Consider the following 21,643-nt stretch of genomic DNA (forward strand, 5'->3'; position numbering starts at 1 on the left):
AGTAAAACTATTCAGGGAAATGTTTACTCAAAAATTGGTTGACTTCCTCGTCATGATCCTGAGTATACCCTAGTTCCAGTGCCATTTGAAGATGTTCAAAAGCTTTCTCTCTTTGTCCTGTTGCCAATAATACAATACCCATGTTCTTATAGGCAAATGAGTTAGAACAATCATATTCTAGCGCTTGGTTTATTAATTCAAGGGCCCGCCCATTATTACCTCTAATATGTTCCAGATAACCATAATTACAGAGTAGATAAGATTCTTGTGGGGCAATACTGAGTACTTTTTCGAAATATTCTTCTGCCATAGAGAAGTCTCCTACTTTTGTAGCTTCAATTCCAATATTACTCATCAACATTACATTAGTATAATCAATTTGCAGTCCTTTTTTAAACCAAATGATTGCTTCATGTGAATTTTCCAGTTTCGCAAAAAGCCATCCTTTCATCCAAATCAGATCTATATTTTCCGGATTGGCTTTTAATAGATCATTTGTAATTAGAAGAGCTTTTTTGTATTTTTTAACAGCAGGAAAAACTTTAAGTCCCAAGTATTTGTAATCTGTATTATAATGATCCATTTCCAAGAGAACTTCAGCATCGGCAGCTGCTTTCTCTGTTTCCTCCATAGTTAGATAAATTGATGCCCGATTATGTAAAGCACCAATTAGTGTAGCATCCAGTGAAAGGGCGGATGTGAAGTTCTCTATGGCTTCTGGTAGCTGACATAAGTAATAATAAGCCATACCTCTTCTTTCATATGCCCATGCATAGGTAGGGTCTTCTTCAATTGCTTTGGTGAGATAGGTTATTGCTCTATGGAGTTTGTTTTCGTTTAGGAAGTTGAATCCAATCTGAAAATAATCTTTTTTCATAAATTGTATAAAAGTAAAACACACGGCTATTTATATGAATAGCATACAAAATGTGACTACCTGAGTAATAGAATAATGTGCAAAAAACTTTTTCAGTGAATTCCGATCAAGCATAAATGTTGCTGTTTGTTATAAGCAAAAACTTTTTTGCGGCGAATTCAACGCATAGGCAAATTTGCGGTGAACTCTAGGCAAAAATAGTTTTGATTCCAATGCATCGCAAATTGAGTCTTCATTCGTCAATACAGTGAACTCACCCCAACAGATAATATGCATTAAACTATGTTCAAGAAATGAAAATATCTTATTCTTCACTCAAGAAACAACTACATTAGAAAAAAATTAACCATCTTTTTTTGTGCAAGAGCATTGTTCATACATGTTATAAGGAGGGCTATATTCAATTTAGTGTTAACAAGGATTACAAATCCGGTTTTTAATTCTGGATAAATACTTTAGGCATGTTAGGATTTTCAAGAAACTACTTGATTGGAAAAATTATAAAGATGAAACTTGTATTTTGTTTTACTCAGTTATCATTGTATGGATTATTGGATCAATCTCTTTTTGCCTGAGGTAGTGTTTTTTGTACTATTTATAAACCTTTATCTTATTAGTTCGAGTTTATTGCAAGTAGTATTCCTGAAGATGGCACGCTGTAGGGTAAAAATGATTAATATAGGTTCGTTGGCTATAATCAAAAGAACTATTGGGACAATACCGATTAGTATAGGGTTTTTCTCTTTCAGTGCTGCTGTTGGAATTTACGGATATGATAATTCATCACCCAAAACAGAGACGGATATAGAAAAGTTGTTTTATACCAAACCAGCGTTTATGAGAGCTGTGCTTTTTGTACTTTCTCCTGTATTTTTTCTGATGCTCCTTCTTGTTTCATCATTATACCTACAGGAAGTGATGGTTTATGTGAAACAATTTTTTCGCTCTGTTTTTTTTATGGATTCTGCAAAATCATTTCTGGAATATTGGCATCTGATGGCAAGTCGAAACCCTGTATGGCTTATAGTAGGCTGGAACGTTTTATTAGTCAGTGTTATGTTGACTTTCCCATTTTCTATTGTTCAGGCATATGGAGAGTTAGTGAGAACTGATTTTAATGAAAATCAATCTTTACAGGGGACCTTAAAGGTAATGGTAATAGTGTTTTTTTTGGTAGCATTATTGTTGCCAATCTTTCTGGTACGAATCGTATGGCTTTCTGGAGGCTGGAGTACTCTAGGGCTTGTTGTTTTAAACTGGCTGATCTGTCAATTGACTGTTGTATTGGTTCTCTGGCTGATTTTATTGCCCTTGACAAAGAAACAGAAAGTACTTGCCTGATGCGGGGCAGGCAATAACAATCACGAACAGAAAGATTAAGCGCAAGAATCAGAAGATACCACCTAGACTATCGCTTCCTTATTGTACTTGTCTCTGTACTCCAGTGGGGACATGCCTGTGATTTTACGGAATACCTCCCGAAAAGCTTTTACATCTGAGTAGCCAACTTCATACATTACTTCATTAATAGTTTTGCGGGTAGTTTCAAAAGCCTTCTTGGCCGACTCAATTTTTACCCGTTGCAGATATTCAATAGGAGTATTGCCGGTAGCTTTGATAAATCTTCTGTCAAAGTTACGTCTGCTGACAGAAAATCGTGAGGAGAGCTCTTCTACAGATAGTTTCTCATGAAGTTTACTTTCGATGTATTCCTGGGCTTTTATGACCATTTCGTCACCATGTAGTTTCTGGCCTGTAAATATGACAAAGGCCGATTGGCTTTGCCTATCTATTTCAATCTGAAATACCTTGGAGCAGAAAATAGCAGTTTGGCGGTCATAGTATTTCTCTATCAGATAAATCATCAGATTCAGGAAAGAATAGGCTCCTCCATTGGTATAAATGCCATTTTCATCTGTAATCAACCTGTCAGGTTGCAGATGTACATTGGGAAACAGATTTCGGAAATGGTCAGCGGCGGACCAATGGGTAGAACAACTTTTCCCATCCAGCAACCCCGATGAGGCAAGCAGAAAAGCTCCTGTACATATACTGGCAATGGCTGCCCCATTTTTATACTGCTTCTCCATCCATTCAATCAGCAATTCATTTCCAGCAACTGCCAGTTGATAGTTGTGATTCAGGGAAGGAATAATGATAAGATTGGTTTTGTCAATGGATGCAATGTGTATATGTGGTCTGACTGCAAACAAGCCATCATAGTATTCTATTTCTTTAGATATACCTGCCAATTCGATAGTAAACAACGCCTGTCTGCCAGTTTCTTGCCAGTAGTCATTGGCTCTGGAGAATAACTTGTATGCCCCGACAATACTGCTCAGATTGCTTTGTCCTTCAGGAACCAGAATAGTAAGATGTTTCATATATGTATTTGTTCGAATTAGATGCAATACAGTAAGACAATAAACAGCCAATTATGAGAGGAAAGATAGATCTTTATTCTGTCCAGATCAACCCATTAGAAAGTCCATTTTACACCCTGTACAAGTCTTATTTAGACAATACTTTTGTTGTGAACAAATGTAAAACCCTTAAAGCCAGAAAGAAAATGAATGCATCTGATTTTACAGTTACCTTATGGGTAGACCATCCACCTGAAGAAGTATTTCAAGCCATCAATGCTGTTCGCGATTGGTGGTCAGAAGACTTTAGCGGAAGTTCCGAAAAGGTAAATGATGAGTTTGAGGTCCGTTTTGAAGATGTCCATTATTCCAGACAGAGGCTGGTAGAAGTTGTTCCAAACGAGAAAGTAGTTTGGCTTGTCACTGATAGTAACCTTACGTTCTTGGAGGACAAAAGTGAATGGACTGGCACCCTTGTGCATTTTGAAATTGCCAGACAAGGTTCTCAAACACAAATCCGCTTTACCCATGAAGGATTGGTTCCTGAAATCGAGTGTTTCAAGGCTTGTTCTGGTGGATGGAGCCAATATCTGCAATATAGCTTACGGGATCTGATTACAACAGGTAAGGGACAACCGGGTTTTCCTCCCAAACCCAAAGAGTATGCAAATTCTTAGTCTCTTCTGAAAGCAAATTCAAATCATCTATATCAACTGAAAATTCTATGAAAACAGAAACAGTAGCACTAACCACAACAGAAGTAGCGGCACGATTTAACGAACTAGCCCAACAGGAAAAATGGTTTGAGATTCAGGACGAGCTTTTTGCTGAGAATGTCCAAAGTATAGAACCGGCCACTGCCAGTTATTTGCAAAATGCAGAAGGAAAAGTGGCTGTACGTAAAAAAGGGGAAGATTGGATAAGTAGGGTAGAGGCAATGCATAGTGCCTCTACAACTGCTCCTCTTATAAGTAGCAAGCATTTTGCTGTAGGCCGGCTGATGGATATTACCGTGCGAGGTATAGGAAGAATACAGATCAATGAGATCATGCTATACGAAGTGGAAAATGGCCAGATTGTAAAAGAGCAATTCTTTTATTAGTAAGCAGTGTATATGTGGTAAGTTGCGATCCCATTTTCATTGGCTTCCTGAAAGGTACTTGTTATACGAATACTATCTGTTTTGTAAGAGTGAAAGACACTCCAATGCGAAAAAGTTGTTATATCTATCAAAATATCCTTTAAGGAAACAATTGAAAAGGTTGGATAGTAACTTACCTTTTTGCTTTTTTGAGGTATTCACTGAATATGAGTAATGTTTGCCAATATGACTGGCGATTGTTGAGAAGTAACTATGCCTACTTCACTCATATACACACAAATAAGATACCTAAAAAAAAACTCTATCATCAGTCTGACGATGACAAAAACAGAGTATGTTAATGATCTGATAGAAAGACTTGGGAATGAAAACCTGCGGCCGGGTCTATCTTTGCCTCCAGGGGTTATTTACCAATCAAGTTTAACCATTGCCAGTGAAGCACGGGATGAGGCTTATGAACTTGCAGACCCGGATCTTATTGAACCTTTGAAGATCCGACTTGAAAAGGAGAAGAATACGAGTACACGGATTGATATTATTCGACTACTTGTCCGTATAGCGGATAGAGTAAATGATCATCCTATAGCTGATTATATACTGGCAACTGTTCGTCTTGAAAAGGCCAGATGGATACAAGATGTTGCATTGGAGTCTCTGGCTGAAAGCAAACTGGAGATTTGGAATGAAAAAGAGTATCTTTTTGAACTGATACAACACAAACACTGGCGGATTAAAATGAACGCCTTAATTCTTCTCAAGACACTTGATTCAACCTATTCACCAAGAATTGAGGATTTTTGTCTGACAGCGCTAAAATCTAAATCCACAAAGCCAAATGAGCTATCCTGGTTTTGTAATGTATTATCCAGACATGGGTCTGACAAATCACTGGATGTACTCAAAGAGATTGCCAGAACAAGTGACAAATATTATACAGTGAATGCTGCGGCCAGTGCCATCGCAGCCATAAATGGTAAAGGGCAGCTTGCCTTTTTTGCGGAGATTCTGGATACAAATAAAAACAACTATGTAAAATCAAACCAAACCAGCATTTTATGTCAGTTTGGTGATGATACTGTAGTTGATTCATTAATTAAAAGAGCCAAAGCAATTCTTTCCAAAGCACGAAAAACTTCTGTCACATATGTGGGTAGAGCTAAGCCAGAACTTGTACATATATGTGAGTTCTTACTGCAACATAGAAATGCCAAGGTAGAAGAGTTTCTCTATCTTGTAAAAAATAAAAAATATAATATGATGGATGAAACAGAAAAGAAATGGTTTGATACACACATTACTTTTGTATGAGATAAAAAAATGACAGGGGACGAAAGAGCCTCCCCCTCCCTATTGGGATTACTGCCGTGCAATTACCTGCATAGGGTTGCCTATTCAAGCTACTTCAATGAATGAGTCAATTCTACCTATCCAACTATGGAATTGTATCAGATTCTGGATATTCTTTAAGTAGTTAAGATATATCAGGGTGCTGGTTAGACAAATTATATCGTGTTGTGTGATTAGGGTGACAACTTAGAGAGGAATGGATCACATTTCTGATTATTTTAAATAGATATCAGAACATTGATGTGATTTCGAAACTATCAGACTTCTGATAAAATGCTCTAAGTTTCCAGATTTCTGATAGTTTATGGATATAACCTACATTTATGTTCTCTTTATTGGTAATATAGATAGGATAAAAAATGGAAAATTAATTTCTACTTTCCATGAATTAAACCTACAATTCTGCCATCCTGTGCATCTATAGCAATTTCAAATACTCCACCCTTAGTATCTTCGGGTAACATGCCAAACAATACCCAATGGTTTTCTATCTGATAGACCTCATATGGTCTTTGTTTTATGATTTGATCCTTGCCATAGATTTTAAATAGTACTGCTTCCGCAATGGCAATAGCTGTTTCTTTATCGCGAACTATTGGAATAACTTGTGAGAGCAGAGATCCTTTTCCTTGTTGCACATCTGCCAAAAACTTTCTGGCATATTCCTCACCTAAATTAGTATGTTTTGATTGGCAATGCCAGTTAATTGAGACAAGCAAAAGAAATAGCAGGAGTTGTAATTTCTTCATGTTATGATGGTTTAAATTTACCCATTTATATCAAAATTGTAATGACACAGAACAATTGTTACTTAACCAATTGGCTAATCTTTTGTTCTGCCTCATCAAACTGACTTGGTAGATAAATAAAAATACCACCTAGGTTTCCAAAAGTAATAAAGAGTATGAACAAGATTCGAATATGAGGATCAATATCCTTACATACTAAAAGGAAAATAATCATAGCTAATCCAGCTAACAGCCAACCATAATAGGTAAAAATAGAAATTTTAATTTCAATATCTACATAACATGAGGCTCCTTTTGGATGAATAGTGCCTTCTATCATAGGAAAAGTTTCTTTGAAACTATGATTGGGATTTACATTAAGTTGAAAATATCCATCAGATTGAATTATACCACGAAAATCTTTCCCCTGTGTTTTAAAATTATCTGGATCACTTGTATGTTCTTTTAGGATAGTCAATAATTCAGAGAGTGAATACTCAGAATGGAGGGTAAACTGTCTTGTATGATTAAACATTTTACTTTTGGGAAATAGCAAGGTTTCTTAGCATAATTTAGCAAGTTGTAGAAGCTAATATTTTATAGAAAAGCAAATTCTATGTTAGTGAGCTAATACAATATATCTTCAAAGGATTTACCAATCCGTTAGATCGTACAAAAATAGTATATTTTTAAGGGGCTAATCTTGTTTAAAGTTATTATTTCAACTATTAGACCTTTACTTTTTGATAAATAAGTAGTTATACCTAAAAAAATATTTGTGTATCCGTTAGGTTTGTTTTAAAAATTTTTAAATTAACCTACTTTTTAAGCCTTACTTTTTTAAGCTATGCGTATGTATACGCTTTACTTCCCTTTACAATGTACGTTGTTCTATCAGATTTTATCAAAGGAAATAGCTACCTGTAGTATTAATTTTCTGTATTTTTTTTCCTATCTCAATTTCTGTACCTGTTATAGTTTTTGCTGCTTCAGCCATCAATGTAGGAAACTACCTGCCCACTTAGTTTATAATATAGTCAATCCTTCACTTTTTAAACCTATTTTTTTCGTATGCGTAATTCTCCTCTCCAATTTCGAGTGGTACTTTTGTGCTTACTCCAGTTAGCTTTTGTGCCTGCAATGGCACAGATTGTTTGGCCTTCAGGTCAATTGTTGCCTTCATTTCCTACCCCTGCACAAACACAGGATTTGATTCTTTTACGGGAAACATCTTCTACCTGGGAAGCAGAAGGCGGGTCGCTTGGTCACAATACGGGACGTTTGGAGACAGATGGCTGGCTTTGCCAAACCGGAATAGATTCTGTTAATCGGCATATGATTTACGGACCCTATGACACTAGTTTGCTGGCAGGCCCGAATGTTGCGGAATTTCGTATGAAGACTGACAACAACACTGCCAACAATGATCCTGTAGTGGATATAGATGTCCGAAATGCCACAACAGGTGCTACACTTGCTTTCCAGACTGTTACGCGTCAGCAATTTGCGATAGCAGGCGATTATGTCAATTTTACATTACCCTTTACCTTGCCTGCTGATCATCAGTCTATTGAATTGCGGGTATACTGGCGGGGTACAGCTTATACAAAAGTGGACTGGGTTCGAGTACAGCAAAATAGCTCATCTGCCGAAATGTATCTGTTTGCATCCCTGAAAGGAATTGTAAACAAGACACAACCCCGTATCTTTTCCTATGAAGGAGATGCATTTGCAGAAGGGCAATACACTTGGTTACAGTCTTTAGGGTTAAACTGGAATGAACCAGCCGATAAATGGAGCCTTATTACCAAATATCGTAGTGAACTGTCTGGTTTAATCGTTTATGATCCGGCGCAAACCCATACCATTAACCTGGCAACATTGCTGGCTAAAAATCAAAATGCACTTATTGCTTCTCCAGCTTTACTGTCAAAGTTGACAGCTGCACCCTATAATTTACCTATCTTACAGGATTTGCGTGGTCAGTTTACTAATAAGTTGCAGGTTTATCAGACTATTTACAATAATTACTGGCCAAATCTGGATCATCGTCTGCTGATTGGGCTTAATCCAGACATTCATAAAGCAGCTTTGCGTGAGTATGCAACAGCATTAGGTGCAGCGGTAATCTGGTTGGATCCGAATGTGGCCGCTGAAAGTACATTACTGAATAGCTTTTTGTCATCTATGCCAGCAGGTGCAAACTATATGGGATGGTGGCCTGAAGAGGCTCCTGGAGTGCAGAGAGCTTCACAGTATGGAATTGCAACAGTTGCCAGTGACTGGGCTACTAATCTGACATTGCATAGTGGTATGCCGAGAACAGTAAACAAAAAGCCTATACCAGCAAAGCCTGTATTGAGAAACAAGATTTATGTAGCCTTTATCTTAAGCGATGGTGACAACCTTCAGTATGTAGAACACCTGATGCGTAAACTTTGGAATAACCCAGACAGAGGATCTGTACCTATAGGATGGACATTGTCGCCTGCTATGCTGGATGCTATGCCTGGCGCTCTGAACTATTATTGGCAAACCTCTACCAACAATGATAACCTGATTTCAGGTCCATCGGGTTATGGGTATGCTTATCCCAATAGTTTTCCAAATCAAACTGCATTGGATCAGTTTGTATCTAAAACGGAAGACTACAATCGGCGGGCTGGTTTTCGGGTTGTGACTATATGGAATACCATTACAGGAGGCATCAATCAGAATGTAGGTGAAAGTTTTGCTACCTATGCTCCTTCGTTGCTTGGTCTAACCGCTCAGAATACAGGTGGTGGACTGACTATCTATAATCAGAGTCTTCCGGGAATGGCACTGTCCTGTAACTATTGTACCAATGAACAAGCCATGAAAGATCATATTGCGGCGGCGGCGTCTGGATGGAATGGTACGTCACCACACTTTGCCATCATTCAGGCACAACCCTGGACAGATGTCAAACCTACCAACTTTAAGAATGTAGCCAATTCGCTGGATACAAACTATGTAGTAGTGCGTCCGGATCATATTTTCCAGCTGATTCGTGAAGCAAATACTCTTCCGGTTGAACCGAACCCAACAGGTCAGGATATTACTAACCTCTCCGGAACGGTTAGTGCTCAATACCAGACTGGTTCTCCATCAGGAGAAGAATACACAAAGTTGATTGATAATAAAAGTAATACCAAGTATCTCACATTCCATGCTTCAGGTTGGATACAGTACCAGACAACAGCAAGTTATGTAGTGAAGGGGTATACCATTACTTCTGCTAATGATTTCCCTGAACGTGATCCGTTGAGTTGGACATTACAGGCTTCAAACAATGGCAGCACCTGGACTACTATTGATACCAGATCCAATCAGGATTTTCCCAATCGGTTCCAGACCAGGGCCTTTCGCTTCAATAATAGTACTGCCTATCGGTATTATCGGTTTAATCTAGCCAACAATACTGGTTCTATATTACAACTGGCAGAAATTGAATTATATGGGACAGCTTCCGCTGCACGTGTTGGAAAACAAGATGAGTTAGGGGTAATAAAGATGATTTCTCTCTATCCCAATCCTGCTTCAAGTGAGCTGATTCTTAAGGGAATAGATGAGGAGATGGAAGCCGGAGTTTACGACCTTTCCGGAAAATTGATCCTGAATAAAATAAAAATCTCCTCATCTCAACCTGTAATACCAATAAGATCACTGAAACCCGGAATGTATTTGCTTAAAACAGAAGGGAAAGAAAATAAGGTATTTAAGTTTGTGAAAGAATAATCTGATAGATAACTAAAAAAGACCTGGTTCAACTGCCAGGTCTTTTTTAGTTATCTAAGTGTGGTTGTAGAGTCAACAGTTGACTTGGTGTTCTTGTACTGTTGGTAGAACTTATTCTGAAAGATCTCTTGGGGATCATACTTTAGTTTATTTTGGAAGAACGTATCAATCATTGGATAGGTAGCCTTCAACTGGTTTTGTGTAGCATGTAATCGGTAGGGAAGGTAGTAAGTGCCATTTAGTTTATGTACTGCATCAATAAGTTCTTGTGTCAGATGAGTCATATCTTGTTCTGCTTCAGAGGTGAGGGGCTGATTAAAAAACATCACAAAGGCAAATACTTCTTCACGGGCATAGCGCAGATAGGTATCCTCATCTTTGTATACATTGCGTATTGTTACATTTAGCAGATCGGCTTGGTGCTGAGGAATAATCTGCTGAAGTTGTTTAATAAACTGTCTAAAATTTTTTCGGGGTATAAAATATTCATGCAGAATATCTGTGCGGGTAGCAGATTGATTCAGATATAGAGCTGGACTTTCGTTCATAATCTGATTGCGGGAATAAGTATTGCCTGTCAGTGTTTTGGTAAAAAGTTTTTCAGATTGCCAACGTAATTCTTTGCCATAGTCATCATTGCGAGATCCTTCAAAAATAGATTGTTTTAATTTAGTGAAAGAAGGATCTGTCAATGGATAATCTTTTGTAGCGGGAGCTTTGTATTCAAAATAGTTGAGCATGGCTTTCTGGAGAAAATCTTTCTTATTTACATTCAATCTTCCATACACCATTCGTGCTTTCGGATTTTGATCAATGTATTTTTGGTATGAATCCGGATAGTCAGTCGCTGGAACTGTGATTCGTTGATAGGTGTATAATTCATTGGGAACTGTTTGTAGCTGTACATCAATGATGATTCCGAAGAGTCCATATCCTCCCAGAACAAGAGAAAACAATTCCTCATTTTCAGTACGGCTACATGTCACTAACCTACCATCGACTTTTAGTAACCGAAAAGACTGTACTGTAGAGGCGATAGGAGGTTTGTTATGTTGCCAGCCATGACAGTTTACACTGATAGAACCTCCTACTGAAAAAGCATTGTCTGATTGCATGATCGAGACTGCTCTGTTATAGTGATTTAAATAAGGAATTACTTCTGACCATAATGCTCCTGATCCAACAGTGAGAATGTTTGTTGTGGTATCTAATGTGAGAGCACGAAAAGGCAGCATATCAACTTGTATGCCATTAGGTGCAATCGTATGACCTCCCATGCTATGTTTAGCTCCAGCTATAGATACCTGAAGATGATTAGTTCTGGCATAGGATAGTAATGAAATTAACTGCTGAATGGCAGAGTCAGCAGTAGAAGATACTAGGACAAGAGAATCTATAGGACTGCGATTTAGTCGGCTGACATCGTTGGTAAAGCCTTTCTCGGATGAAGAAAAACCTACATCTGTGAAATACATATGTTTTGTTAAATGCAGGATGGGGCGAACAAGAAAAATTATCGCAATGATACTGAGCAGAAGAAGACTGTAACGAATGATCTTTTTTCGGGTTAATGGCATTGATCAGTGAGTAGTATGGGTATTGATGAAAAAAAAGTATTGAAGTAAACATTAATCCAAATTCATAAGAAGAAAGTAAATTGATGAAATTGATGTATTTTTGTAGGATTATCAATTTCGAATACATGTCAGAGGCTATTTCCTATATTTTTATCATCTACCTGTTTATCTATTTTATACCATCAACTATTGGCTATAAAAAGCCGAATGCAAAGTGGATTATTGGTATAAATTTGTTGCTGGGGTGGACTGTGATTGGGTGGATCATTGCTATGATCTGGGCTGTTAGAAAGGAAAGCAAGCCTGACAGATCTATCGAGGTTAATCAGAAAAGAATAAATAATGCCTTACAAGTACTGGAAGACAGCCACAAAAGGGGAGAATTTTCAGATGCAGAATATCAGATAAAGCGTAGAGAGATCATCTTTGGGCCAAGAGAAGAAAAATCTGAAGTAGCTGAGAAAAAATACTGAGATGACTATTAGATGAGTTGTATACAGTATGAAGCCTGGCTTACCAAGTCGGGCTTTTTTATTTAAAAAAAATATTTATCTACGCGGATAGGCTGCGCAGTAAGGCGTTTGTTTTGTATCATCAAACGGTAAATGTAGCGGAAGCATAACAGTGTGTGAAGCTGTTGGGGTGGGTTCGAGGCCCATCATTTACCCCAATGATTTTGTGTCGTAGTATAGGATTTCTTCGTCTCCTAACACAACAGAGCCTATACGGTTGTTACCAAAATCAGACATTGAACGGTGTGTAATGCATCGGTTGATACCAAATAGTAGTTCAGATACCTCAGATGGTTTCCCTCTGAGGTATTTTTCTTTTCTATAGGGAATATATAACTTCGCTACTAGTCACTTTCCCCTATCCAGATATTTTTCAGCTTTTCGGGATCTATGATTATACTGATACGAAATATTTTTCCATTGTCAGGAGAAATACTCAAAACCTGACAAACTTTTAGTTGATCTCCTATATAATACAATATAGCAGGTTGGTGATTGATTTCTGTATACTGTGATGAAAAGTGAATATGGTATTTCTCATAGGTATACAGCAACAGATCGGACACAGCTGTATTACCCGTGCAGATTTTCTTATATACATTCAGATTTTTGCCTCCATCAGCTATAAAGACAATGTCTTCTGCCAGAAGGTTTTCAAGCATTTTCATATCTCTGGAGCGTATTGCTTCCACATATTTGTCAAGAATTCCATCTGGTACAGATTCCTTGTGTACCTTTTGTTGTGTAAGTAGGGTAGGGTTTATTTTGCTTTTGGCCCGACTGAGTAGTTTTCGCGAATTTTCAGCAGTACTGGAAAGCAAGTCTGCAATTTCTTCGTGTGAATAATTGAATCCTTCTTTGAGAATAAATACAGCCCTTTCTTTAGGATTGAGTTGTTCCAATAAAATGAGTAGCGAATATGAAACAATGTCGCTGAGGTTAATATTGGTATCAGCTCTTTCTGTGGCTATAGGTTCCGGAAGCGAATTGCTTTCACGAACCAGCTTCTTTTTCTTATTTTTTACATTAATAGCTGTGTTGATGACACTTCGGATCAGATATCCTTTTTCGTTGTGAATTCCTTCATGCGGTGTGGTCAGATAAGAAGATAACACATCCTGTACAATATCTTTTGCATCTTCCCAGGAACCCAGAATGTTATAAGCATAGGGGAACAATAAATTGCGATAGTCTTTCATGGTATTATTACTAATGTTTGATAGATAAGAAAGTTTGGATTTCTCTATCAATAGATTCAATAAAAAGTGGAGTACCAGAATGTACTCCATTGAAATTATACAGTGACTAGTGCCTGATTGGGTTGATAGAAGCCAGGTACTGTACCAAATGTCTTGTTAATACGGTTCCAGCTATTGGTAAGAGCTACTGCCAGAGCCAGGTCAGCAATTTCGGCTTTGGTAAAGAATACCAATAGCTTTTCAAATAAAGCATCTGACACTTCTTCCTGACTAATGTTGGTTAATACTTCTGCGAATTCCAATACGACTCGTTCCTGGTCTGAAAAATAAGGAGTTTCTCTCCATACTATCAGCGAATATAAACGTTGTTCGGATTCCCCTGCATGAATCGCATCTTTATGGTGCATATCTATACAAAAGGCACATCCGTTAATCTGAGATACGCGATAGGCAATCAGTTCGAACAAACGGGCATCCACAGTCGATCTTTTTAGATACATTCCTGATTTTAATAAACCTTCCATAAAACCTTTGGAAGCATCCTGAAATTCAATACGTGCAGTCATGGTCGTGATTGTTTAAGTGAATTTGTACTAATGACAAACCAGTTAGACAAAACGTGACAGACTTTTTTATTTTTTTCAGAACCAGGATTATATTTAATCAAAGTGGCTGGAAATAGTGTTTATCGGAAAGAATAATATCCAAACAGCGCAATGAGACAAAACAGAATAAATGTGATGGTATAACTAGCCAGGAGTAATCCAAATTTCAGACTTGTTTTAAAATAGTTTTGCCCATATACCCGCTTTAATGCAAAATACAAATAGAGCAGTATGCCTCCTGTAAAAGTGAGCATTAGAGTTCGGTTCAGAAAGGCCATACCTGCCAGCAGATACGAGCTGATAAGCATGTAGACAAGCAGTACTACAAAGACAAACGAATGAAAATGCAGGGAAAAAATAAGATGTTCCATGTAATATCGCCGCTGGCGCCAGTACAACATGGCCTGTATCAATCCATATAATGGCACCATTACGAAAAACAATTTGGGAAGTGTGGAATCAAAGAAGCTATCCCAGAACGCATCTTCCACTGTGATAATGTCATTTTCCTGATCTCTGGCTGCATAGTCTTCATCAATATCATCTTTTAGTTCTTCAAGTTCCGTAGAAGAGATTTCCTGCGAATCCGACTGGTATTGAAGGCGACTAGGTTTATTTACAGCAAGCATCAGAAAAGCCAGCAGACTTATGGTGAGATACATACGCAAAGGAGGTATATATCGTGCTCGTCGTCCCTGAATATATTCAATGCTAAGGAATCCAGGCCGGAATAGGAGTGGTAACAGACTTCGAAATACTTTAGAGTCAAAAGAGAAATAATCTTCCAGAAATTCTTTCACCACCATGCCAAAAGATTCTACTTTAGGCTCTGTTGACTGTCCACAATCCGGACAAAACGAAAAGGTTGGTTTTAGTTCTGATCCACAATTGGCACAGGTGAGAGGCAATGGTAGTGTTTGGACTGTTTCAGTTTGTGTTGATGTTAAATCGGTCGCAGACATGGGTTTACGAAAAGGATAACATTGCTAAGTTACATAGTTTGGAAAAAATGTGTTAAATTATGCTGAAAAATTATATTTTTTTTCAGAAATTGCCTCCTCAGCAAACAATCCCATCGTTAAATTTTCGGCATAGTAGTGCCTTGTATAACTGAATGTTCCGTATTGTAAACCTTTTTCGAGCCAGCTTTTTAGCCGTTGCTTTGACGTTTATAATCGTCTTTCAGTCAAAAGCACAGCAAACCGCGCCAGAAAAAAAAGATGACAAGCCTGCTACAGAGCAAAAGCAGGAGAGTTCTTTCGGAAATGTTATGTTAAAACTGGGAAAAGGTTTAATGAAAGAAGTTTCCCGTCGTTTGAATCTGGAAGAAACAGAGATTATCACTGTAAAGAAAGAAACCTCTGATGATGGTCGGGAAAAATACAGGGTAAATACAGGCAAATTCTCCTTCACCGTTCGGAAGAAAAACAAGCAGGATACTACAGGGCATAAATAACCTGCTTTCTTGTTCGTTGTATTTATATATTTCCTCCCTATTGAATCCTTTCTACTAATATACCGTAGAAAATCTATACAGTTAATTACTTTCTATTCGTTTTTCGAAAGGTTACTTTTTTGTATTGCAGGCATAAAGGAAACGAATGTATAATTAGTTACATGGAGTAATTTTATATCTTTCCTAAGGATGCTTACTATTGGGCTTCTAATGGAACTAACGATAGAGATATTCCAAAGCTCTTATGTCGCTCTAATAATTGCTTGTTTTGAAAACCTTACCTGATCAGAATAAATTATTTTCTTTCCAGAGTGTACTGGGTGCATTGCTATTGGCAGGTGTATTTGCCTTTTCAGTTCTTATGCTAACCAAAGTGTGGCCCTATATGTCTTATGAGAGAGGTGAGCACTTTCTCTCTACCAAAACAGATAGAGTGCTGGATAATCCCTGGTTTCTGGCTGGGTTTTATATACATATTACCAGTAGCCTATGGGTAATGGCAGGGGGGATACCTCAGTTTATTCCTGCGGTATTTAGAAGAAAGCCAGCGTTTCATCGCTGGACAGGAAAAATATATGTGTTTTCCATTTTGTTTCTGGCTGCACCGTCCGGAATGATACTAGCATTCTTTGCTAATGGAGGTCTGCCTGCTAAAGTTGGTTTTTCATTGCAATGCATTGTATGGTGGCTTACTACTTTTACTGGATGGCAGGAAATTATGCAAAACAAATGGACTTCACATGTAGAATGGATGATTCGCAGTTTTGCTGTGACACTGGCTGCTGTTAGTTTACGTTCCGAAAGCTATCTGATGTATTATTTCTTTGGCACAAAACCTATAGAGACGTATCTGACAGTTACCTGGTTGTCTTGGACCGGAAACTTACTGATTGCAGAAATACTAATTCGCACAGGTATTGCCAAAAGGTTAGTTAACTCTTTTATGAATTTTAGTGAATATGCCTAAGGATCCTGTTTTATAAACCAGCTCATCAATCAGAAAACAATCTAATAAAATTCAATACAATACACCTATGAAAAAATTGCCCTATGTTTTTTTAGTTCTGCTTCTGGCTGTTGCTGCTATTGTTGCCTGCAGTCGTACACAAAAGACTGATAAGACAACTTCAGCTCAGTTGCGTACACACAAAGAAGCTGTAGATACCTTGCGTGGTTCAGAAGAAGCACAGGCTGCACAACCTGCTCAACCACTGGAAATTATACCAGAGAATAATTCAGAGGTATTAGCGTCGAATGACTTGTCCGCATTGTTTCATCGTACGGAAGAGTATGATGAACCCGCTGTCTACAATGGTTTTTATGGTACAGATCATTACCGGATTGAGATGTACTTTGCTTCTGTGACAAAGGATGCTACTCATCCCAATGTTTATCATATAGAAGGAAAGAGTCGCTACAAAAGAAATATCACCCCTTTTCATGGAGAAATTGTATTAGAGGAGGCTGTGCAGTTTCGTGATCCCAATATTTCTGAAGCAAACATGAAGGAAATGGAGATCAAGAATACCTACATGACACACGGAACATTCAAACTGCAGGAAGATTCTACGTTTACAGGTTCTGGTGTCTTTAGTGGCAAAGTAGCTATTGATTTTGCTACCAAAACAAACAATGGTATTCGTCAGTGGTATTTTTCAGAAACGAAAGAAGGTGCTCAGGGAGCAGGTTTCATATTTGATGGCAAATGGGTAAGTTACAAAACAGGGAAAAGCAAACCTATTACATGGGCTCGGGATATCTTTATGATTGCAGATGGTATTTTGAAAGATTTTAGCATAGGGGAGAGAGATGTGGAAATTAATCCTAAATACCGTAAACTGGGTTGGGACAACTTTTGGGAAAACGACGAATGGTGGAATGAAAATCCTAGCGCCAAATTGTAATACTAATCTAAAAATAAAAAGCCTCATCTTTATTCGAAAAGATGAGGCTTTTTTGTTCTGCAAAAGGCTAATGGATATCATTAGGTGGTAATTTTGATTAAAACAGAAGTTCATGGTTACATTCATAACCTGGTGTTGTATATAAAGTATGCTATCAGTACAAATAGCCGAAACCTTTTATACAGTATAGTTTATGGAAGTGAGATCTAAAGCAGGAAGCTCATGTATGTTTTTAATCTTATTGCTGTTACAGGCAGGAATGATCGCTTGTAACAGAACGTCAAAAAATGAGAAAGCAGCTTCAGACACACTTAGTGCAAATCAAGTAGTGACGGATACTTTATCGGTGCAAACCAGCAAGATCGAAGAAGAAGATAGTAGGCCACCAGCTAAACTGTTACTAGAAGTTACTCCTCAAGAGTATCAGGACATCTTAGTGAAATATGATTTGTCGCCTTTATTTCTGAACGCTGAGTATAAACCACAATCTGCTGTATATAATGGTTTTTATGGTACAGATCATTATCGGATTGAAATGTACTTTGCCTCTGTGACGAAAGATAAAAACGATCCTACCCTATATCATATTACTGGAAAAAGTCGATATAAAAAGAATATTACTCCATTTGAAGGTGAAGTTATCATCGATACGGCTATGCGGTTTTCTACTTCGGATATCTCCTCTGAAAACAAGAATGTGAAAGGTATTTATAAAACTAATGGAACATTCAGGCTTCGAGAAGCTGCTAAACTGGCAGGTTCTGGTATATTTGAAGGAACCGTTTCTATAGAGTTTACTTTACTTACTGATAGTAATACTGAGTTTTGGTATTTGAATGAGATTGATGAGACACAAGGGGCTGACCTGGTATTTGATGGCGAATGGGTAAGTTATAAGACAGGTAAAAGTAAGCCTATCATCTGGGCAAAAGAAATATATAGCATTGGTGATTCAATTCTGGAGGATTTCACTATAGGTGATCGGGATGTGATGATTAACCCTAAATATCATAAGCTAGGGTGGGATAACTATTGGGAAAATGATGAATGGTGGAATGATAGTCCTAGTGCCATGCTATAATAGATTGGATTCTATAAAGAAAGACCCTCATCCGTTTCTGAAAATGAGGGTCTTTGGTGTTATGTATTTAGTTAAAAGGGCCTGATCCAGGGCCACCAGGTCCTGCACCAGGAGGCGGTCCCATGCCATCCATTTGTGGACCCATCCGTCTGTTTTGCACTCCAGGGAAGCTACGTAGATTGTAGGTAAAGGTGAGCATGAAGTAGCGTTGCAACACTTGGGTTTGCTTGTCCTGTATATAGGTCTCTGTTACTGTACGACTAATGCTTGTATTTTGTCCAAGTAGGTCAAATACTGAAAGCTTAAGTTCCCCTGCATTATTTTTCAAGAACTTGTATCCTATAGCTGCATTCCATAACAAAAAGCTTTGATTATATCCACTACTTAATCCAGAGTATAGAGAATGATTTACGTCTGTATTGAATACCAAACCTTTCCATGGAAGCCAGTTTAATTTTACAGAGGATACCTGGTAAAAATAATTACTGTTCTGTGTAGATTGAACGGTATTATTAACAATAGTATACGTCGCAGAATACGAAACCCGGAAGTCTACTTTCTGACTGATATTGCTGCTAAGTGTTACACTGGAGTTTAATCCATAGGTATTGGCATGGTTGATATATTGATTGTCATTACGGATAATAAGACCTGGAGTACTTTGGTAGGTTATTCCAGTATTGATATTGAAATTACTTTTTAATAGCTCTACAGGTAACCCATATACAAAGAAACTACGTACATTCCAGGAACTAGCCATATTGACTGGACGTGATAACTGCGCTCCCTGCGATAGGAGTATTCCCTCTGCCAACAATGTGTCTGTTGAGGCTGTGAAAGTAGAAGTTGCAATGTAATTGGTTGTATAAGTAGCATTGGCGAAAAAAAACATATTTTGCATAGTACCTGTATTTACCTTGCCATAATGAAGCATGATACTATGTACATATTCCTGTTTCAGGTTAGGATTACCTGTCGTGAGCAAAACGGTGTTGCTATTGTTGATTACATTTTGTAACTGCGAAATACTGGGTGTATTGGTAGATGTACGATAAAAGACCCTAAGGTTAGTGTTTTTAGTAAACCGATACTCAAGCATAGCTGTAGGCATCAGATTATTGAAGGTTTTATTTACTTTCAGATCTGTTGGAAATAGCTCCGAACTGTTCAGTGCTACACGCTGATAATTTGTACCTACAGAGAAATTATACTTGGCTCCCCGTAACCGATAATTCAAGCCTCCGCTTTGCGTCCATGTTGTGTTTTTAAAATTATTAGAAAGAGAGGTATCCAGTATACTATAGGTCTTTGTGATTTCATTGAATGCATTGGTTTCTTTAGTTGAATTGCTGCGTGTATAGGAGGGATTGTAGTTAAACTCAAGTATACTTTTCTTACCTATAGGTTCGGTATACGAAAATCTTGCTCCCAAAGTAGATCCATCTGAACGAGTGTCTGAGAGTTGATTGATAATCGCTGATGAGTCAGTGGTAAAGTATTGATTTTCTGAATATTGTTTATTCTGTCCGTTTTTGTCATTAAAATTGGTTGTGACAGCTACTGAAAATGTACGTCTTATCTTTTGGAATTTATGTCTGAACAGAATTTCGTTGGTAAAAGTATATCCGTTATTTTTTGAGTTATAGTCAGTATAAACTTGTGTCAGTTGACTTTCGGGTGAGGCTGTCAGAGCTGATAAGAGACTACCTGAGTTATAGTTCTGCAAATTGAGTCGAGGGGTAATCAACAATGAGTTAGCTGAATCAATAGTATATTCAAATCTCAGATTGAAGCGGTGGTTGTAGTTGATACTGTTAACCCGATTATTTTCGGTATAGGTATTGTTCGAAATAAAATATTGTTGTTCTGTTAAGCTATTGGTTGTATTGTTGGACTTGTTGAAAAAATAGCTACCTGTAATTTTTACTTTTTTACCCCATTCATCTGTATAATTCAGTCCAATAGAATTTGTCGTGTTCATACCACTTTGCTGACCAACCAGAAAGTTACTGGAACTATTTCCTCCACCTCCTCCACCAATGCCGCCACCTCCACCGGCTCCACCCTGACCACCTCCACCACCATTGCCAGTACTAACTCCAAGGAGGTCTTGTGACGAAAAATTTTGCTGATTGATGTTGTTGGAAAGTCCGATAAGAGAGAAACGCTGCTGATTCTGAAATCTGTGTATAGTTGCTCCTACAGAATAGCGTTCATTAGTGCCATATCCTGCATACATTTTACCAAAAGTTCCGTTTCGTTTATCTGATTTGGTCACAATGTTCAGCGTTTTCTGAGTTTGACCATCATTGAAGCCTGTAAACTGAGACTGATCACTTAACTGATTATACACCTGAATTTTGTCAATAACTTCAGCTGGGAGATTGCGTAGAGCTACAGTTGGGTCATCTCCAAAAAATTCCTTCCCATCTACCAGTACTTTTTTTACGTCTTCTCCATGAGCTTTTACTGTACCATTCTCAACTGAAATGCCGGGCATTTTTGTAACAAGGTCTTCAGCTGTTGCATCCGGATGTGTTTTAAAAGAACCTGCATTGTATTGCGTTGTATCTCCTTTTTGTTCTATAGGATTGGGTTTAGCTTCTACCAATACATCTTTTAGCTTGATAGTGGCTTGCTCCATCTTAATCTTGTCAAGATTAAGGCTTTTAGTAGTAACAGTAATATCTTGTTCAGTAGATTTATATCCAACAAAACTGGCTTTCAGATGAAAGGTACCTGCTTCAGTCAAATGCAGAGTAAAAGCTCCTTTCTCATTGGTAATAGTTCCCTGTTGTTGCGTATTGTTTTTGCCATTGATCAGAACAACATTGACTCCTTCTACAGGCTTCCCATCTGTTGCGTCCAGTATTACGCCAAATACTTCATAATACACAGGTCGATTTTGTGCGCCAGCAAATTGTGTCAGAAGAACAAAGAAAATACTCAACAATGGGAGGGTAATGCTTCTTTGTATTGCAGATTTTTTGAGTTGGGTGTTCATTTATGAAAAATGTAAAATGTTGTTATGGTTATTCCCTAATTGGGAGATTAGATAAGGGATTAGAATCTAAACATCTGAAGAAAATCTGAGGTCTATTTATAAAATGGACCAACTCAGGAAATGTCAAGA

At 37.8% G+C, this 21,643-nt stretch carries 19 protein-coding genes and 1 tRNA gene; 11 read left to right on the forward strand and 9 right to left on the reverse strand.

Going from position 1 to position 21,643, the window contains the following annotated elements:
• Positions 1–7: 7 nt before the first annotated feature.
• The gene (locus QNI15_RS13540) at positions 8–877 is read right to left on the reverse strand and encodes a tetratricopeptide repeat protein (protein ID WP_313992493.1); all 870 of its coding nucleotides are present in this window, start codon (positions 875–877) and stop codon (positions 8–10) included.
• Between the two features lie 648 nt (positions 878–1,525).
• Between QNI15_RS13540 and QNI15_RS13545 the strand changes: the two genes are divergently transcribed.
• Positions 1,526–2,218: a hypothetical protein gene (locus QNI15_RS13545; protein ID WP_314032157.1), complete on the forward strand. Its 693-nt coding sequence runs from the start codon at positions 1,526–1,528 to the stop codon at positions 2,216–2,218.
• A 62-nt stretch (positions 2,219–2,280) separates the two neighbouring features.
• Here the strand turns inward: QNI15_RS13545 and QNI15_RS13550 are convergent, their stop codons facing one another.
• Positions 2,281–3,261, reverse strand: coding sequence for a GlxA family transcriptional regulator (locus QNI15_RS13550; protein ID WP_313992498.1), 981 nt, complete (start codon positions 3,259–3,261; stop codon positions 2,281–2,283).
• Between the two features lie 185 nt (positions 3,262–3,446).
• Between QNI15_RS13550 and QNI15_RS13555 the strand changes: the two genes are divergently transcribed.
• From QNI15_RS13555 to QNI15_RS13565, 3 genes are all read left to right on the forward strand, one after another.
• Positions 3,447–3,917, forward strand: a complete 471-nt coding sequence (locus QNI15_RS13555; RefSeq protein WP_313992500.1) for an SRPBCC family protein — start codon at positions 3,447–3,449, stop codon at positions 3,915–3,917.
• 47 nt (positions 3,918–3,964) lie between these two features.
• Positions 3,965–4,342 carry a SnoaL-like domain-containing protein gene (locus tag QNI15_RS13560; RefSeq protein ID WP_314032159.1) on the forward strand — a complete coding sequence of 126 codons (378 nt, stop codon included), beginning with the start codon at positions 3,965–3,967 and terminating at the stop codon, positions 4,340–4,342.
• Positions 4,343–4,660: 318 nt separating this feature from the next.
• Positions 4,661–5,650: a HEAT repeat domain-containing protein gene (locus QNI15_RS13565; protein ID WP_314032161.1), complete on the forward strand. Its 990-nt coding sequence runs from the start codon at positions 4,661–4,663 to the stop codon at positions 5,648–5,650.
• Positions 5,651–6,063: 413 nt separating this feature from the next.
• On the opposite strand, the gene QNI15_RS13570 is transcribed toward QNI15_RS13565, so the two are convergent.
• The gene (locus QNI15_RS13570; protein ID WP_313992509.1) at positions 6,064–6,438 is read right to left on the reverse strand and encodes an NTF2 fold immunity protein; all 375 of its coding nucleotides are present in this window, start codon (positions 6,436–6,438) and stop codon (positions 6,064–6,066) included.
• Positions 6,439–6,496: 58 nt separating this feature from the next.
• Positions 6,497–6,952: a hypothetical protein gene (locus QNI15_RS13575; protein ID WP_314032163.1), complete on the reverse strand. Its 456-nt coding sequence runs from the start codon at positions 6,950–6,952 to the stop codon at positions 6,497–6,499.
• Between the two features lie 536 nt (positions 6,953–7,488).
• On the opposite strand from QNI15_RS13575, the gene QNI15_RS13580 reads away from it, so the two are divergent.
• Positions 7,489–10,176: a T9SS type A sorting domain-containing protein gene (locus QNI15_RS13580; RefSeq protein ID WP_314032164.1), complete on the forward strand. Its 2,688-nt coding sequence runs from the start codon at positions 7,489–7,491 to the stop codon at positions 10,174–10,176.
• A 50-nt stretch (positions 10,177–10,226) separates the two neighbouring features.
• Here QNI15_RS13580 and QNI15_RS13585 read toward each other — a convergent pair whose 3' ends face one another.
• The gene (locus tag QNI15_RS13585) at positions 10,227–11,651 is read right to left on the reverse strand and encodes an FAD-binding oxidoreductase (RefSeq protein WP_314032166.1); all 1,425 of its coding nucleotides are present in this window, start codon (positions 11,649–11,651) and stop codon (positions 10,227–10,229) included.
• A 227-nt stretch (positions 11,652–11,878) separates the two neighbouring features.
• Between QNI15_RS13585 and QNI15_RS13590 the strand changes: the two genes are divergently transcribed.
• Both QNI15_RS13590 and QNI15_RS13595 read left to right on the forward strand, forming a co-directional pair.
• Complete coding sequence (locus tag QNI15_RS13590) at positions 11,879–12,226, forward strand: superinfection immunity protein (RefSeq protein ID WP_313992520.1); 348 nt, start codon at positions 11,879–11,881, stop codon at positions 12,224–12,226.
• Positions 12,227–12,354: 128 nt separating this feature from the next.
• Positions 12,355–12,423, forward strand: a tRNA-OTHER gene (locus tag QNI15_RS13595).
• A 186-nt stretch (positions 12,424–12,609) separates the two neighbouring features.
• Here the strand turns inward: QNI15_RS13595 and QNI15_RS13600 are convergent.
• The 3 genes from QNI15_RS13600 to QNI15_RS13610 form a co-directional block, all read right to left on the reverse strand.
• Positions 12,610–13,464, reverse strand: a complete 855-nt coding sequence (locus QNI15_RS13600) for a sigma-70 family RNA polymerase sigma factor (RefSeq protein ID WP_313992523.1) — start codon at positions 13,462–13,464, stop codon at positions 12,610–12,612.
• A 95-nt stretch (positions 13,465–13,559) separates the two neighbouring features.
• Positions 13,560–14,030 carry a carboxymuconolactone decarboxylase family protein gene (locus QNI15_RS13605; RefSeq protein ID WP_313980060.1) on the reverse strand — a complete coding sequence of 157 codons (471 nt, stop codon included), beginning with the start codon at positions 14,028–14,030 and terminating at the stop codon, positions 13,560–13,562.
• 119 nt (positions 14,031–14,149) lie between these two features.
• Positions 14,150–15,031, reverse strand: a complete 882-nt coding sequence (locus QNI15_RS13610) for a DUF3667 domain-containing protein (protein WP_313992528.1) — start codon at positions 15,029–15,031, stop codon at positions 14,150–14,152.
• 152 nt (positions 15,032–15,183) lie between these two features.
• Between QNI15_RS13610 and QNI15_RS13615 the strand changes: the two genes are divergently transcribed.
• The 4 genes from QNI15_RS13615 (at position 15,184) to QNI15_RS13630 (ending at position 18,510) form a co-directional block, all read left to right on the forward strand.
• Positions 15,184–15,525, forward strand: coding sequence for a hypothetical protein (locus tag QNI15_RS13615; protein WP_313992530.1), 342 nt, complete (start codon positions 15,184–15,186; stop codon positions 15,523–15,525).
• Positions 15,526–15,793: 268 nt separating this feature from the next.
• Positions 15,794–16,492, forward strand: a complete 699-nt coding sequence (locus tag QNI15_RS13620) for a DUF2306 domain-containing protein (RefSeq protein WP_313992533.1) — start codon at positions 15,794–15,796, stop codon at positions 16,490–16,492.
• A 67-nt stretch (positions 16,493–16,559) separates the two neighbouring features.
• Positions 16,560–17,429, forward strand: coding sequence for a hypothetical protein (locus QNI15_RS13625; protein ID WP_313992537.1), 870 nt, complete (start codon positions 16,560–16,562; stop codon positions 17,427–17,429).
• Positions 17,430–17,655: 226 nt separating this feature from the next.
• A complete protein-coding gene (locus QNI15_RS13630) occupies positions 17,656–18,510 on the forward strand; it encodes a hypothetical protein (protein ID WP_314032168.1) in 855 nt (284 codons plus the stop codon).
• Positions 18,511–18,577: 67 nt separating this feature from the next.
• On the opposite strand, the gene QNI15_RS13635 is transcribed toward QNI15_RS13630, so the two are convergent.
• Positions 18,578–21,514 (reverse strand): TonB-dependent receptor, encoded by a 2,937-nt coding sequence (locus tag QNI15_RS13635; RefSeq protein WP_314032170.1) that lies wholly within the window; start codon positions 21,512–21,514, stop codon positions 18,578–18,580.
• Positions 21,515–21,643 lie beyond the last annotated feature (129 nt).

Source organism: Xanthocytophaga flava (genome assembly GCF_030068545.1).
GTDB lineage: Bacteria > Bacteroidota > Bacteroidia > Cytophagales > 172606-1 > Xanthocytophaga > Xanthocytophaga flava.

Bases quoted from the DNA above. Each gene is read 5' to 3' on its own strand.
- QNI15_RS13635 (WP_314032170.1), bottom strand. From the start codon at position 21,514: ATGAACACCCAACTCAAAAAATCTGCAATACAAAGAAGCATTACCCTC.
- QNI15_RS13615 (WP_313992530.1), top strand. From the start codon at position 15,184: ATGTTCCGTATTGTAAACCTTTTTCGAGCCAGCTTTTTAGCCGTTGCT.
- QNI15_RS13545 (WP_314032157.1), top strand. From the start codon at position 1,526: ATGGCACGCTGTAGGGTAAAAATGATTAATATAGGTTCGTTGGCTATA.
- QNI15_RS13610 (WP_313992528.1), bottom strand. From the start codon at position 15,031: ATGTCTGCGACCGATTTAACATCAACACAAACTGAAACAGTCCAAACA.
- QNI15_RS13580 (WP_314032164.1), top strand. From the start codon at position 7,489: ATGCGTAATTCTCCTCTCCAATTTCGAGTGGTACTTTTGTGCTTACTC.
- QNI15_RS13570 (WP_313992509.1), bottom strand. From the start codon at position 6,438: ATGAAGAAATTACAACTCCTGCTATTTCTTTTGCTTGTCTCAATTAAC.
- QNI15_RS13585 (WP_314032166.1), bottom strand. From the start codon at position 11,651: ATGTATTTCACAGATGTAGGTTTTTCTTCATCCGAGAAAGGCTTTACC.
- QNI15_RS13565 (WP_314032161.1), top strand. From the start codon at position 4,661: ATGACAAAAACAGAGTATGTTAATGATCTGATAGAAAGACTTGGGAAT.
- QNI15_RS13560 (WP_314032159.1), top strand. From the start codon at position 3,965: ATGAAAACAGAAACAGTAGCACTAACCACAACAGAAGTAGCGGCACGA.
- QNI15_RS13590 (WP_313992520.1), top strand. From the start codon at position 11,879: ATGTCAGAGGCTATTTCCTATATTTTTATCATCTACCTGTTTATCTAT.
- QNI15_RS13630 (WP_314032168.1), top strand. From the start codon at position 17,656: ATGTTTTTAATCTTATTGCTGTTACAGGCAGGAATGATCGCTTGTAAC.
- QNI15_RS13600 (WP_313992523.1), bottom strand. From the start codon at position 13,464: ATGAAAGACTATCGCAATTTATTGTTCCCCTATGCTTATAACATTCTG.
- QNI15_RS13575 (WP_314032163.1), bottom strand. From the start codon at position 6,952: ATGTTTAATCATACAAGACAGTTTACCCTCCATTCTGAGTATTCACTC.
- QNI15_RS13540 (WP_313992493.1), bottom strand. From the start codon at position 877: ATGAAAAAAGATTATTTTCAGATTGGATTCAACTTCCTAAACGAAAAC.
- QNI15_RS13625 (WP_313992537.1), top strand. From the start codon at position 16,560: ATGAAAAAATTGCCCTATGTTTTTTTAGTTCTGCTTCTGGCTGTTGCT.
- QNI15_RS13555 (WP_313992500.1), top strand. From the start codon at position 3,447: ATGAATGCATCTGATTTTACAGTTACCTTATGGGTAGACCATCCACCT.
- QNI15_RS13605 (WP_313980060.1), bottom strand. From the start codon at position 14,030: ATGACTGCACGTATTGAATTTCAGGATGCTTCCAAAGGTTTTATGGAA.
- QNI15_RS13550 (WP_313992498.1), bottom strand. From the start codon at position 3,261: ATGAAACATCTTACTATTCTGGTTCCTGAAGGACAAAGCAATCTGAGC.